A 13,005-nucleotide genomic window follows, 5' to 3' on the forward strand; every position below is an offset into this window, starting at 1 on the left:
TCTTCGCAGCACGGTCGTTCCTTTGCAACAAGGGCGGTTCGGCCGCCTAGAGGAGCGAAAACATGAATAACCGATCAGATTTCAACAAGCCCCGCCCGGCTCCAGGTCACCCGGGCCCGGCGGGCCCGGAAGCGCCGATGAGCGCCACTGAAGCCAGGCAGGGTCGGGCTGGATTTCCTGTTCTGAAAGTGCTCATAGCCGCCTTGATCCTTCTTGCGATCGCCTGGGGCGTTGCGGAGATCTGGGGCCAGGCCACAGAGCCGCCGGCAGAACAGACCGCTACACCGCCGGCGGGTGACACAACACCCGGGACACAGGAAGCGCAGCCCTCTGCTAATCCTGCCGATGCCCCCGCCCCAGCCCCCTCGACCAGTGCGCCGGCAAACTAGTCGCGGAAGCGTGACGCAACTGCAGCTGTGGACTTGCTTGCCGAAATTTCCTAGTCTTTCTACAGAGGCGGTTCGGCTGCCTCTGTAGAAAAAACATACAGGTAAGGTCTCCCGCGAGGCCAGGGCGGGCAGTATGACCAAGACGGACATCGCAAGTCGGGTCTACAATCATGCTTGGAAGCTGGATCCCATTATCCGCAGCCTGATCGATACGGATTTTTATAAGCTGCTGATGCTTCAGATGATCTGGAAGCTCTACCCGCAGGTGGACGCGACCTTCTCTTTGATCAACAGAACAAAGACCGTTCTCCTGGCCGACGAGATCGATGAGCACGAACTGCGTGAACAGCTCGATCACGCTCGGACCCTCCACTTGAGCAAGAAGGAGATGATCTGGCTGGCGGGTAACACATTTTATGGGCGTAAGCAGATCTTCGAGCCCGAATTTCTGAACTGGCTTGCGACCTACCAGCTGCCCGAGTATGAATTGTCGCGGCGTGATGGCCAATATGAGCTGCATTTTCACGGACGCTGGATGGAAACCACCATGTGGGAAATTCCGGCGCTCGCGATCATCAACGAACTCCGCTCACGCGCCGCCATGCGTCATATGGGCCAGTTCACGCTCGATGTTCTCTATGCACGCGCAAAGGCCAAGATGTGGGAGAAGGTTGAGCGTCTGCGCACGCTCCCAGGCCTCCGCATCTCAGACTTCGGAACTCGCCGGCGTCATAGCTTCCTGTGGCAGCGTTGGTGCGTGGAGGCCCTGAAGGAGGGGATTGGTCCCGCGTTCACCGGCACCAGCAATGTCTTGTTAGCCATGGATTCCGATCTGGAGGCCGTCGGGACAAACGCGCATGAACTACCGATGGTTGTGGCGGCCTTGGCGGAAACGGACGAACAACTGCGCGCTGCTCCCTACAAGGTGCTCAAGGACTGGAACACGCTCTATGGGGGAAACCTCTTGATCGTTCTCCCCGACGCTTTTGGCACCAGCGCTTTTCTTCGAGATGCACCTGAGTGGGTCGCGGATTGGACCGGCTTCCGCCCCGACAGCGCTCCTCCCGTCGAAGGCGGCGAAAGGATCATTGAGTGGTGGCGGCGGATGAACCGGGATCCTCGGGGGAAGCTCCTGATCTTTTCCGACGGCCTGGACGTGGATGCCATCATCGATACGTATCGGCATTTCGAGGGTCGCGTCCGAATGAGCTTCGGCTGGGGAACGAATCTCACCAATGATTTTGCCCGTTGCGCGCCACAGCACGTGGAAAGTTTGAAGCCCATCTCGCTGGTGTGCAAGGTCAGCCATGCCAACGGACGGCCCGCCGTAAAGCTCTCCGACAATCCGCGCAAGGCAACGGGGGATCCTGCGGAGGTGGAGCGATATCTGCGTTTCTTCGGCGCTCAGGATCGCGTGGAGCAGGCGGTGCTAGTGTGAAGCGGCCAGAGGTTCCGCGTGAGCAGAGCCTCTGACCTGAGTATGATCTGACGTGGTGGGTTACTGAATGACCTGGACGACCGTCCGGGTCTCAGGATCCACGATCACCCGCTGCTCGTTCACCACGGCATAGGAATAGCTGGTGTGTTCGGGAACCGGTGTCAGTACTACGGTTTCAGGCAGTGGCTGCCCAACCTCGATCTGTCGCTCGATGACGACGGGTGTTGCTGGAGCCGGCTGTTCCTGAACAAAGGTCACAACTTCCTGCGGCGGCGGATCGATCGCCGTACCGAGAGCTGCGCCTGCAATACCGCCGACTGCTGCACCGACAGGTCCACCAATGATGGCACCGGTTACTGCACCGCCGGCTGCGCCGCTTGCAGTCCCTTCCTGAGCGAAAGCGCCCGAGGCGAAGGAAGCTACGGCGACAACGCAAGAAGCTAGCATGACGTTTTTCATTAGAGTTCTCCTTATCTGTGCCCTTCCGCGCAGAAGAACACATTCGTTGAACTCTGGTTCCGCCGGTCCTGTAACGGTTGGTTATACCGCGTTAGATTGGGGGAGCATCAGGAACGGTCGTCGAAGACGACCTGTTTCAATGGACGGTTTCGAAGCAGTATTCGTCACGCAAAAGGCTCAGCGTTTCCTCAAGCGAATCGACAAGGATGTCCGTCAGCTGATCCATGCTGTTGTCTTCCAGGAAAAGCGCAAGCGTCTGTTCGGAGATCAACTCTGAGTTATCGCGTTCGTGAGACAAGGTCATCTTCCTCCTATACCGTACATCCGGCAGCGGAGAAATCGCAGTTCAGGCTTGTGCGGACCTATCGCCGCCATCTCGATCTCGGAATCAGAGGGGGAGGGAATGGCGGACAGAGAGGGATTCGAACCCTCGATACGCTTTCACGTATACACGCGTTCCAGGCGTGCGCCTTCAACCACTCGGCCACCTGTCCTTGAAGAGTAAGGGCTGCCTGCACAAGCTGCAAAGCAGCGGTCGGGCGCGATATATAACGAGGTTCTCCTCCGGATCAACCGGAATCTCTCGCAAAATTGCCTGATCCTGTGAGATGCTGCATTCGTTGCGCAAGTTTGCGCCACGCGGTATCGCTGAAGAACGGCGGGCGCCCCTTGTTTTCGTTCGCCAAGACCCCGGAGCCTGCGCCCTTGATCCGCACTTTCCTTCACTTCCTCAGTCTGCTTTGCCTGCTGCTGGCGATCATGGCTGGCACGCTCGATTCGATCGAATCGGTCTCATCCTCTTCCGTCGTCATGACGTCGCTCGGGAATCACTGGCAGAACCTTGACGTGGTCAGCCTCGCCCTGGCGGAGGAGGCGGTGGGTCACTATATCCATCCTGATGTTTGGGGTTGGGCGGTGGCGCCGCTCTTGGCGCAGCCAGCCTTCGCCGTGTTTCTCGCGCTGTCCTTGCTGTTCTGGATGATGGGCTATCGCCGCCCCCGTTTCGCCGGGCGGTTCTCGGCCTGATCCGGAGGCGCGGCGCCACTCGCCAAAGCCTGACATTCCACCCACGCCAGGAGGTTTGCGATGTTTGTCATCGACATGTTCAACAAGAAGACCGCCATGCCGACGTCGGAGACGGCACTGCCGGGCAGACCGGATCCGATCCCGACATCGGAAATGCACTTCGTCAACGGCCGGGCGTTGAAGGGACCTTATCCCGAAGGGCTTCAGGTCGCTTATCTTGGGATGGGGTGCTTCTGGGGTGCCGAGCGGCTGTTCTGGAAGATCCCGGGGGTCTATGTGACCGCAGTCGGTTATGCTGGCGGGATCACACCCAACCCGACCTATCAGGAAACCACGACGGGGCTGACCGGCCACGCGGAGATCGTGAAGGTGGTCTTCGATCCGGCGGTGGTTTCGTACCGCGAGCTGCTGAGGATCTTCTTTGAGGAGCATGACCCGACTCAGGGTATGCGCCAGGGCAATGATATCGGCACCACCTACCGCTCCGCAATCTACACCACCAGGGAGGAGCAGGCGGTGGAGGCGCGCGAGGCGCTTGAGGCGTTCCAGGACGCTCTGCAGGCTGCCGGTCACAAGAGCAAGATCACCACCGAAATCGCGCCGATCGACGTCTTCTATTATGCCGAGGATTACCATCAGCAGTATCTGGCGAAGAACCCCGGCGGCTATTGTGGCCTGAAGGGCACCGGCGTCAGCTGCCCCGCCGGGTAGATTCAAGGCAAGCGCACGTCTTCATGCCGCGGATTTCATCGATCCGCGGCATTTTTTTGTGCAGGCTCGACCGCAAGCTTCGGATATTTACCAAGAGCAAAAAATCGGGTGAATTTTTCGCCTGCACATGCAAAAGTGCCGGAAGCCGGTCTCTTACGGGGAGGATCGGTCGCCGCAGGCACGCGCTGTTGCGAAGATGCGGGAAGACCCAGCTATCAACACAAAAAAACAGGGCTGCATGATGAAGAAAACCCTTTTGACCCTCATGGCCATGGCCGCAATGTCGGCAACCGCGCTCGCAGCTGAGATCAAGCCGGCGCTGGTCTATGGGACCGGCGGCAAGTTCGACAAGTCCTTTAACGAGGCAGCCTATGGCGGCGCCGAAAAGTTCAAGGAAGAAACGGGGGTCGAGTACCGGGATTTCGAGCCGACCAGCGACACGCAGGGCGAGCAGGCAATCCGCAACTTCGCAAGCCGAGGCTATAACCCGGTCGTTGCCGTCTCCTTCGCCTGGACTTCGGCCATGGAAAAGGTTGCGGCCGAGTTCCCTGACACCAAGTTCGTCATCGTCGACGCCGTGGTCGATCTCCCGAACGTCCGTTCGGTCGTCTATAAGGAAGAAGAAGGCTCCTATCTCGTTGGCCTGCTCGCGGGCATGGCGTCCGAGACCGGCAAGGTCGGCTTCGTCGGCGGGATGGACATTCCATTGATCCGCAAGTTCGGTTGCGGCTACGTCCAGGGCGTCAAGGCCGCAAATCCGGATGCGGAGGTCTTCCAGAACATGGTCGGCACCACGGGTGCGGCCTGGAACGATCCGGTTCGTGCCGGCGAATTGACCAAGAACCAGATCGACCAGGGCGCCGACGTCATCTACGCGGCAGCGGGGGCAAGCGGCCTCGGCGTTCTGCAGACGGCGGCTGACAACGACAAGCTCGGCATCGGTGTGGATTCCAACCAGAACCACCTCCATCCCGGCGATGTGCTGACCTCGATGGTCAAGCGCGTCGATCTTGCCGTCTACAACGCCTTCAAGGACACCCAGGGCGACGCCTTCACCGCCGGCGTCCAGTCGCTCGGTGTCGAGCAGGATGGCGTGACCTACGCGGTCGACGAGAACAACAAGGAACTGATCACGCCGGAGATGCAGGCCGCTGCCGAGAAGGCAAAGGCTGACATCATCGCCGGCACCGTCAAGGTCCACGACTACATGTCGGACAATTCCTGCCCGAACTAAGAACACGGAGGGCGCATGCGGTTTGAGATCCGCATGCGCCCTCTTCATGCCCGAATCTGAAAGGCGGACGATTGAGCCTCGACCCTTCACCAGCGCCGGCGATCGAGCTTGTCGGGATCGACAAGAAGTTCGGGCCGGTGCACGCCAACAAGAACATCAACCTCACGATCGCCAAGGGCTCCATTCACGGGATCATCGGCGAGAACGGCGCTGGAAAATCGACCCTGATGTCGATCATCTACGGCTTCTACCAGGCCGACCAGGGTCAGATCCGGATCAACGGCAAGCCCATCGTCATCCGTGACAGCCAGGCCGCCATCTCCAACGGGATCGGAATGGTCCACCAGCACTTCATGCTGGTGGAAAACTTCACCGTACTGGAAAACGTGGTGCTGGGCGTCGAGGGTGGCGCCTTGCTCGGGCGTGATGCGGCCCGCGCACGCGGCGAACTCGAACGCCTGCAGAAGGACTATGGACTGGAGGTTGACCTAGACGCGATCGTTGAAGATCTGCCGGTCGGGGCGCAACAGCGCGTCGAAATCCTGAAGGCGCTTTATCGTGGTGCAGACATTCTGATCTTGGACGAGCCGACGGGCGTGCTGACACCGGCGGAGGCCGATCATCTCTTCAACGTCCTGCGCGTGCTTCGCGATCAGGGCAAGACGATCCTCCTGATAACCCACAAGCTGCGCGAGATCATGGCGATCACCGACGCAGTCTCCGTGATGCGGCGGGGCGAAATGGTCGCAACGCGAGCAACGGCTGAGACCACGGTCGAGGAACTCGCCGAGCTGATGGTCGGCCGGCGCGTGCTTCTGCATGTGGAGAAGGGCGAGGCGAAGCCAGGTCCGGTGCTGCTGTCGGTAAAGAACCTCACCGTCAAGGACGGCCGCGGCGTCAAAATGGTCGACAATGTCTCCTTCGATGTTCGTGCGGGCGAGATCGTCGGCATCGCCGGGGTCGCCGGGAACGGCCAGTCCGAGCTGCTTGAGGCGATCGCCGGCATCCGCAAACCCTCCTCCGGCAAGATCCTCATTGATGGGCAGCCGGTGGCGGAGCTCGATGCCGCGCGTCGTCGCGAACTCGGGCTTGCTCACATCCCGGAAGATCGCCACCACATGGGTCTCGTACTCAAGTTCGAGGAGTATGAGAATTCCATCCTCGGCTATCACCGCGATCAGAGGTACGGCAGCGGCGCCTTCCTTGATCTCGAGGCCATCCGTAAGGACGCCGAGGACAAAATCGCCAAGTACGATATTCGCCCGCCGAACCCGAGGTTGAAGACGGCAAACTTTTCCGGCGGAAACCAGCAGAAAATCGTTGTCGCGCGCGAAATTGAGCGCGATCCCAAGCTTCTGATCGTAGGCCAGCCTACTCGGGGCGTTGACGTGGGCGCGATCGAATTCATCCACCGCCGCATCATCGAGACGCGTGACGCGGGCAAGGCGGTGCTTCTCGTTTCTGTGGAGCTCGACGAGATCCGCTCCCTTTCCGATCGCATCCTGGTGATGTTTGCCGGCAAGATCGTCGGCGAGAAGACCAGCGAAGCTGGCGAACAGACCCTCGGCCTGATGATGGCCGGCATCGCGGCGTGAGGCTTTCATGACAACTGCATCCGTGCCTCTGCCCAACTGGATCAGCTATGGCCTGATCCCGCTGCTGAATCTGCTTCTCGCCTTCTTCTTCTCTGGCCTCGTCGTCTGGTGGATCGGAGAAAGTCCGTTCGAGGCGCTGAAGTTCCTGATCCAGGGATCGCTTGGCCGCGGCGACGCAATCGGCTTCACCCTCTTCTACACCACGAGTTTCATCTTCACGGGCCTGTCCGTGGCGGTCGCCTTCCACGCCGGATTGTTCAACATCGGTTCAGAAGGTCAGGCCTATGTGGGCGGGCTCGGTGCAGCGCTCGCCGCCCTGGCGCTGGATCACTACGTCCCTTGGTACGTAACCATGCCGTTTGCGATCGCTGGCGCTGCTATCTTCGGTGCGGCGTGGGCTTTCATTCCCGCCTGGCTGCAGGCCAAGCGCGGCAGCCACATCGTCATCACCACCATCATGTTCAACTTCATCGGCGCCGCGCTGATGGTCTACCTCCTGGTCAACGTCTTCATCGTGCCGGGCAAGATGGCGCCGGAAACGCGCACCTTCCTCGAGGGTGGCCAATTGCCGAAGCTCGACTGGCTGATGGCACTCTTCGGACTGAAGCTCGGTCCGGCGCCCTTCAACGTCTCGTTCCTGATCGCGCTGGTGATGTGCTACCTCGTCTGGCTGCTGATCTGGCGCACCAAGTTTGGCTACGAGATGCGCACGCTCGGCATCAGCCCGTCGGCGGCCATCTATGCCGGCGTGCCCTATGCCCGTACTGTCATCATCGCAATGCTGATCTCCGGTGGCCTGGCTGGAATGATGGCGCTGAATGCGGTCAATGGTGCGGCGGCTCGCCTGCAGGTGGAATTCGTTGCCGGGGCAGGCTTCGTCGGCATCGCCGTCTCGCTGATGGGCCGCAGTCACCCCGTCGGCATCATCCTGGCGGCCCTTCTCTTCGGGATCCTCTACCAGGGCGGCGCCGATCTTTCGTTCGAGATGCCGACGATCACCCGCGACATGATCGTCGTCATCCAAGGGCTCGTCATCCTGTTTGCAGGCGCACTGGAATATATGCTGCGGCCTGCTGTCGTTCGGATCTATCAGCAGTTCGCGAAAGGCTGAGGAGAGACAGATGGAAAACTTCGACATCCTCGTCAGCATCCTCGGCTCGACCGTCCGTCTGTCTATCCCGCTGCTGTTCACCGCCCTTGCCGGCTTGTTTTCGGAGCGGGCCGGCATTTTCGACATTGGCCTGGAAGGCAAGATGCTGGCAGCCGCCTTCGCATCCGCCGTCGCCGCCTATCTCACAGGATCGGCCTGGCTTGGCCTCCTTGCTGGCATTGCCATTTCCATCCTCTTCTCGCTGGTCCACGGATTTGCGTCCATCACCAACCGGGGCAACCAGATCGTCTCCGGTGTAGCTCTGAACTTTGTTGCCATAGGGCTAACAGTCGTCCTCGGCCAGGCTTGGTTCGGACAGGGCGGACGGACCCCGCAAGTGTCGGGGGAGGGGCGGTTCTCCCCCATTATCCTTCCGGGCGCCGATGCCATGCGCGACGTGCCGATCATCGGGCCGCTCTACGCCAATGTCATCTCCGGCAACAATATCCTCACCTACATGGCCTTCCTTGCCGTGCCGCTTGCGTGGTGGGTGCTGTTTCGTACCCGCTTCGGCCTGAGGCTGAGGGCGGTCGGGGAAAACCCGGGTGCCGTCGATACGGCAGGCATCTCGGTTACCTGGATGCGCTATCGCGCCGTCATCGTCGCCGGCTTCCTTTGCGGTTTTTCCGGAACCTATCTCGCGATCGCGCAGTCTGCGGCCTTCATCAACAACATGTCGGCCGGCAAGGGATATATCGCGCTTGCGGCTCTCATCTTTGCAAAGTGGCGGCCCGTACCGGTAATGTTCGCCTGCCTTCTTTTCGGCTTCCTTGATGCGATCGCCAACTTCATGCAGGGCAAGTCGGTGCCACTGATCGGCGAAGTGCCGGTGCAGATTTTCCAGGCGCTGCCCTATATCCTGACCTGCGTCCTCTTGGCCGGTTTCATCGGCGTCGCCCGCGCGCCCAAGGCCGGCGGCGTCCCCTATGTAAAGGAGCGTTGAGCGATGTCCCACGACCTCTTCGAAGCAGCGCGCTCGGCGATGGACAAATCCTATTCGCCCTATTCCAAGTTCCCGGTCGGCGCCGCAATTCGTGCCGATGACGGGCAGGTCTATGTCGGTGCCAATATCGAGAACATCTCGTTTCCGCAGGGCTGGTGCGCGGAACCGAGCGCGATCAGCGCCATGATTATGGGCGGCGGCCGCAAGATCGCCGAGCTCGCCGTAATCGCCGAGAAGCTGCCGCTCTGCACCCCCTGCGGCGGATGCCGGCAGAAGATCGCCGAGTTCGCCTCCGCCGGCACGCGCATCTATCTGTGCGACGATCAGGGCGTTCAGAAAACCCTCACAATGGGTGACCTCCTTCCCTACGCCTTCGATACGGATGTCATCGGATGAAGGACGTTGCCGATCTCCTCGTCGAGCGCCTGAATGGCCTCATGCCGCGCTGCGCGGTGATCCTCGGCTCCGGCCTAGGAACATTGGTCGAGAACGTGAGCGATCCCATCCGGATCTCCTACCGCGACCTCCCGGGTTTCCCCACAAGCGGCGTCACCGGGCATGCGGGTGAACTGGTGGCAGGACACCTCGGCCGAGAACCCGTGATCATGTTGTCCGGCCGTGCGCATTACTACGAGAAGGGCGACGCGCGGGCGATGCGCTTCCCGATCGAGGTGCTGAAAGGGTTAGGCGTCCAGTCGCTGATCCTCACCAATGCGGCCGGCTCCGTTCGTGAAGACATGCCGCCCGGATCGGTGATGCAGATCACCGACCATATCAACTACTCCGGCATGAACCCGCTGATCGGCGAGGAAGGCGACGGCCGCTTCGTCGGCATGACGAACGCTTATGATGCGGGGCTGTCGCTGGACATGCGCAATGCCGCGATCCGCAGTGCTATTCCGCTCTTCTCCGGCGTCTACATGTGGTTTTCTGGCCCAAGCTTCGAGACGCCGGCCGAGATTCGCATGGCACGGACTTTGGGGGCAGACGCCGTCGGCATGTCCACCGTCCCCGAAGTGATCCTCGCGAGATACTTTGGACTGCGGGTCGCGGCAGCCTCCGTCATCACCAATTATGCAGCCGGAATGACGGGCGGCGAGCTCAGCCACGAGGAAACAAAGGACATGGCGCCTGTCGGCGGAAAGCGCCTGGCGGTCATTCTTCAGGAAATGCTGTCAGAAAAAGCCTAGCAGAATCAGTTATGTTGACGGGCAAAGGCTGCGGCAGCAGGGTTCTAGCCGGGCTTGAGCTTGCGTCAGGTCCTTTCAGTACGGATGATGAGAAACCGAAACGAGGAGGTATCCACCATGGAGATCAATACTCCGCGGGAGGCGGCAAGCCTTGCGCTATCGCTGCTCGACCTCACGAACCTGAAAGATGACTGCGACAATGAAGCCATTGAGCTTCTCTGCCGACGGTCAACCACCCCCTATGGCGCGGCAGCTGCCATCTGCATCTGGCCGCGCTTCGTCGCCCACGCGCGCAAGATCCTTGGGGCCGGCAGCTCGATCCGGATCGCAACCGTCGTCAATTTCCCTTCCGGCAACATGGAGGTGGCGGAGGTGGTTGAGGAAACGCGCGGTGCGATCGCCGATGGTGCGGACGAAATCGATCTTGTCATTCCCTACAGGGCCTTCCTCGACGGTGACGAGGCTGTGGTGACGCAGATGGTCGAGGCGGTGCGGCACGCCTGCCCCCACGCCTGCCTAAAGGTCATCATCGAGACAGGCGAACTCAGAGATAGCGCGCACATCCGTCGGGCATCCGAACTCGCAATTGATGCCGGTGCCGACTTCATCAAGACGTCGACGGGCAAGGTGGCCGTCAATGCCACGCTGGAAGCTGCCGACATCATGCTGCGCGTCATCCGTGCTTCCAGAAAAGCTGTCGGCTTCAAGCCGGCGGGCGGGATCGGAACGGTTGCCGATGCCGATCTTTATCTGCGTCTGGCGGAAACCATCATGGGTCCCAATTGGGTCATGCCGCCGACATTCCGCTTCGGCGCATCGAGCCTTCTTGATGATATCCTTGCTGTACTGAGCGGCCAGCCGTCGCAGCGGGCGGCAACAGGATACTGATCGTCATGATCCCGCAGGAGATCATCAGGCGCAAACGCGATGGCCTTGAGCTGTCTCGCGAGGAGATCACGGGGTTCATCCAGGGCCTGACGGACAACGGGATCACCGAAGGCCAGGCTGCAGCACTCGCCATGGCGATCTTCTTCCGCGGCATGACGCGAGACGAGACGGTTGCCCTGACGCTTACCATGCGCGACAGTGGTGAGGTCATGCATTGGCCCGACCTCCGGCGGCCGGTCGCCGATAAGCACTCCACCGGTGGCGTCGGCGACAACGTCTCCCTGATGCTGGCCCCGATCGTCGCCGCCTGCGGGCTCGCCGTCCCGATGATCTCTGGACGCGGCTTGGGACACACCGGCGGGACCCTCGACAAGCTGCAGTCGATTCCCGGCTACAACGTCATGCCGGACGTAGACCTGCTGCACCGTGTGGTGGCGGAGGCCGGCTGCGCCATCATCGGTCAGACGGCCGACCTAGCGCCGGCGGACCGGCGGCTTTATGCGATCCGTGACGTCACGGCGACGGTGGAATCGGTGCCTCTGATCACGGCCTCCATCCTGTCCAAGAAACTCGCCGCTGGGCTTGAGACCTTGGTCCTGGACGTCAAGGTCGGCAACGGTGCCTTTATGGGGAGCATGGAGGAGGCGGAGGCTCTGGCGCATTCGCTGGTGGAGGTGGCAAATGGTGCCGGAACGCGCACCACCGCCCTTCTGACGGACATGAACCAGCCTCTGGCGGATGCTGCCGGCAATGCGCTGGAGATCCGCAACTGCCTCGATTTTCTGTCCGGCGGAAAGAACGACACGCGCCTGCATGATGTGGTCATGGCTCTCGCGGCAGAGATGCTGGTTCAGGCGAGCGTGGTGGCAGATCGGCAGGACGCTTCAGCGCGTGCTCAGGCTGCCTTGGACAGCGGCAAGGCAAAGGAGCATTTTTCTCGCATGGTCTCGTTGCTTGGTGGCCCGCCCGATCTCGCAGAAAATCCTGATCGTCATCTGCGCAAGGCATCGGTTGTCGTCCCAGTGACGGCCGAGACCGACGGCTGGCTGTCAGGCTGCGCCACGCGGGACCTAGGTCTGGCCGTGGTGGAACTTGGCGGTGGTCGCAAACGCCCGACGGATGCCATCGATCACGCGGTTGGTATCGACCGCATACTGCCGCTGGGTACCAAGGTATCGAGAGGCGAGCCGATCGCCTTCGTGCATGCTGCCAATCACGCTCAGGGCGAGGCAATGGCCAAGAACGTCAGCCGCTGCTTTACGATTGACGATGGGCCGCCGGCGCCCCAGCCGGTTGTCCTCAAGCGGATCGGCTGAGACCGGCGGCACGAGACGCTATTTGGTCCCATACATGCGGTCTCCCGCATCGCCGAGGCCTGGCACGATATAGCCGTTCTCGTTCAGGTGGCTGTCGATGGAGGCGGTGTAGACGCGCACATCCGGATGGTGCTTGCGGAAGCTCTTGATGCCCTCCGGTGCGGCCAGCAGGCAGAGGAAACGGATGTTGTGCGCCCCACGCTCCTTCAGCTTGTCGATCGCTGCAATCGCAGAGTTCCCCGTGGCAAGCATCGGGTCGACGACGATGATCAATCGCTCTGCAATATCGTCGGGAGCCTTGAAGAAATATTCCACCGCCTGCAGCGTATCGTGGTCGCGGTAGACGCCGATATGGGAGACACGCGCCGAGGGGACCAATTCGAGCATACCTTCAAGAAGCCCATTACCGGCCCGCAGGATCGAAGCGAAGACCAGCTTCTTGCCTTCGAGTACCGGTGACTGGATCTCCTGCAGCGGCGTCTCGATGGTTTCCATCGTCATCTCGAGGTCGCGGGTCACCTCGTAGCAGAGCAGGGTCGAGATCTCACGTAGGAGACGCCTGAAGCCTGCCGTCGAGGTTTCCTTCTTGCGCATGATCGTGAGCTTGTGCTGCACGAGCGGATGATCGATGACTGTGACGCCGTCCATCGAGCCTGCCTTCCCCTG

General features: G+C 60.9%; 15 protein-coding genes and 1 tRNA gene. 12 read left to right on the forward strand and 4 right to left on the reverse strand.

The window, feature by feature from the left end:
* Nucleotides 1-62 precede the first annotated feature (62 nt).
* Nucleotides 63-389 carry a hypothetical protein gene (locus LXM96_RS10150; RefSeq protein WP_239998358.1) on the forward strand — a complete coding sequence of 109 codons (327 nt, stop codon included), beginning with the start codon at nucleotides 63-65 and terminating at the stop codon, nucleotides 387-389.
* A gap of 133 nt (nucleotides 390-522) precedes the next feature.
* Nucleotides 523-1,827: a nicotinate phosphoribosyltransferase gene (pncB, locus tag LXM96_RS10155; RefSeq protein WP_239998359.1), complete on the forward strand. Its 1,305-nt coding sequence runs from the start codon at nucleotides 523-525 to the stop codon at nucleotides 1,825-1,827.
* 60 nt (nucleotides 1,828-1,887) lie between these two features.
* On the opposite strand, the gene LXM96_RS10160 is transcribed toward pncB, so the two are convergent.
* From LXM96_RS10160 to LXM96_RS10170, 3 genes are all read right to left on the reverse strand, one after another.
* Nucleotides 1,888-2,274, reverse strand: a complete 387-nt coding sequence (locus tag LXM96_RS10160) for a DUF1236 domain-containing protein (RefSeq protein WP_239998569.1) — start codon at nucleotides 2,272-2,274, stop codon at nucleotides 1,888-1,890.
* Between the two features lie 148 nt (nucleotides 2,275-2,422).
* A complete protein-coding gene (locus LXM96_RS10165; RefSeq protein WP_239998360.1) occupies nucleotides 2,423-2,590 on the reverse strand; it encodes a hypothetical protein in 168 nt (55 codons plus the stop codon).
* A gap of 100 nt (nucleotides 2,591-2,690) precedes the next feature.
* Nucleotides 2,691-2,780: transfer RNA gene (locus LXM96_RS10170), tRNA-Ser, on the reverse strand.
* Nucleotides 2,781-2,991: 211 nt separating this feature from the next.
* Here LXM96_RS10170 and LXM96_RS10175 point away from each other — a divergent pair.
* From LXM96_RS10175 to deoA, 10 genes are all read left to right on the forward strand, one after another.
* Nucleotides 2,992-3,312, forward strand: a complete 321-nt coding sequence (locus tag LXM96_RS10175; RefSeq protein ID WP_239998361.1) for a hypothetical protein — start codon at nucleotides 2,992-2,994, stop codon at nucleotides 3,310-3,312.
* Between the two features lie 60 nt (nucleotides 3,313-3,372).
* Complete coding sequence (gene msrA, locus LXM96_RS10180) at nucleotides 3,373-4,023, forward strand: peptide-methionine (S)-S-oxide reductase MsrA (RefSeq protein ID WP_239998362.1); 651 nt, start codon at nucleotides 3,373-3,375, stop codon at nucleotides 4,021-4,023.
* 241 nt (nucleotides 4,024-4,264) lie between these two features.
* Entirely contained in the window at nucleotides 4,265-5,257 is a 993-nt protein-coding gene (locus tag LXM96_RS10185) for a BMP family lipoprotein (protein WP_239998570.1), read from the forward strand.
* Nucleotides 5,258-5,328: 71 nt separating this feature from the next.
* Nucleotides 5,329-6,852 carry an ABC transporter ATP-binding protein gene (locus tag LXM96_RS10190; RefSeq protein WP_239998363.1) on the forward strand — a complete coding sequence of 508 codons (1,524 nt, stop codon included), beginning with the start codon at nucleotides 5,329-5,331 and terminating at the stop codon, nucleotides 6,850-6,852.
* Nucleotides 6,853-6,859: 7 nt separating this feature from the next.
* Entirely contained in the window at nucleotides 6,860-7,963 is a 1,104-nt protein-coding gene (locus tag LXM96_RS10195) for an ABC transporter permease (protein ID WP_239998364.1), read from the forward strand.
* A 10-nt stretch (nucleotides 7,964-7,973) separates the two neighbouring features.
* Complete coding sequence (locus LXM96_RS10200; protein ID WP_239998365.1) at nucleotides 7,974-8,945, forward strand: ABC transporter permease; 972 nt, start codon at nucleotides 7,974-7,976, stop codon at nucleotides 8,943-8,945.
* A 3-nt stretch (nucleotides 8,946-8,948) separates the two neighbouring features.
* On the forward strand, nucleotides 8,949-9,341 hold the full coding sequence (locus LXM96_RS10205; RefSeq protein ID WP_239998366.1) for a cytidine deaminase: 393 nt from the start codon (nucleotides 8,949-8,951) through the stop codon (nucleotides 9,339-9,341).
* Nucleotides 9,338-10,135 carry a purine-nucleoside phosphorylase gene (locus LXM96_RS10210; protein ID WP_239998367.1) on the forward strand — a complete coding sequence of 266 codons (798 nt, stop codon included), beginning with the start codon at nucleotides 9,338-9,340 and terminating at the stop codon, nucleotides 10,133-10,135. Before LXM96_RS10205 ends, LXM96_RS10210 begins: the two co-directional genes overlap by 4 nt.
* Before the next feature lie 117 nt (nucleotides 10,136-10,252).
* The gene (gene deoC, locus LXM96_RS10215) at nucleotides 10,253-11,023 is read left to right on the forward strand and encodes a deoxyribose-phosphate aldolase (protein WP_239998368.1); all 771 of its coding nucleotides are present in this window, start codon (nucleotides 10,253-10,255) and stop codon (nucleotides 11,021-11,023) included.
* The gene (deoA, locus tag LXM96_RS10220) at nucleotides 11,023-12,339 is read left to right on the forward strand and encodes a thymidine phosphorylase (protein WP_239998571.1); all 1,317 of its coding nucleotides are present in this window, start codon (nucleotides 11,023-11,025) and stop codon (nucleotides 12,337-12,339) included. The genes deoC and deoA overlap by 1 nt, the downstream gene beginning before the upstream one ends.
* Nucleotides 12,340-12,357: 18 nt before the next feature.
* On the opposite strand, the gene upp is transcribed toward deoA, so the two are convergent.
* Entirely contained in the window at nucleotides 12,358-12,987 is a 630-nt protein-coding gene (gene upp / locus LXM96_RS10225) for a uracil phosphoribosyltransferase (RefSeq protein ID WP_239998369.1), read from the reverse strand.
* Between the last annotated feature and the right edge of the window lie 18 nt (nucleotides 12,988-13,005).

This window comes from Rhizobium halophilum, assembly GCF_021648825.1.
GTDB lineage: Bacteria > Pseudomonadota > Alphaproteobacteria > Rhizobiales > Rhizobiaceae > Neorhizobium > Neorhizobium halophilum.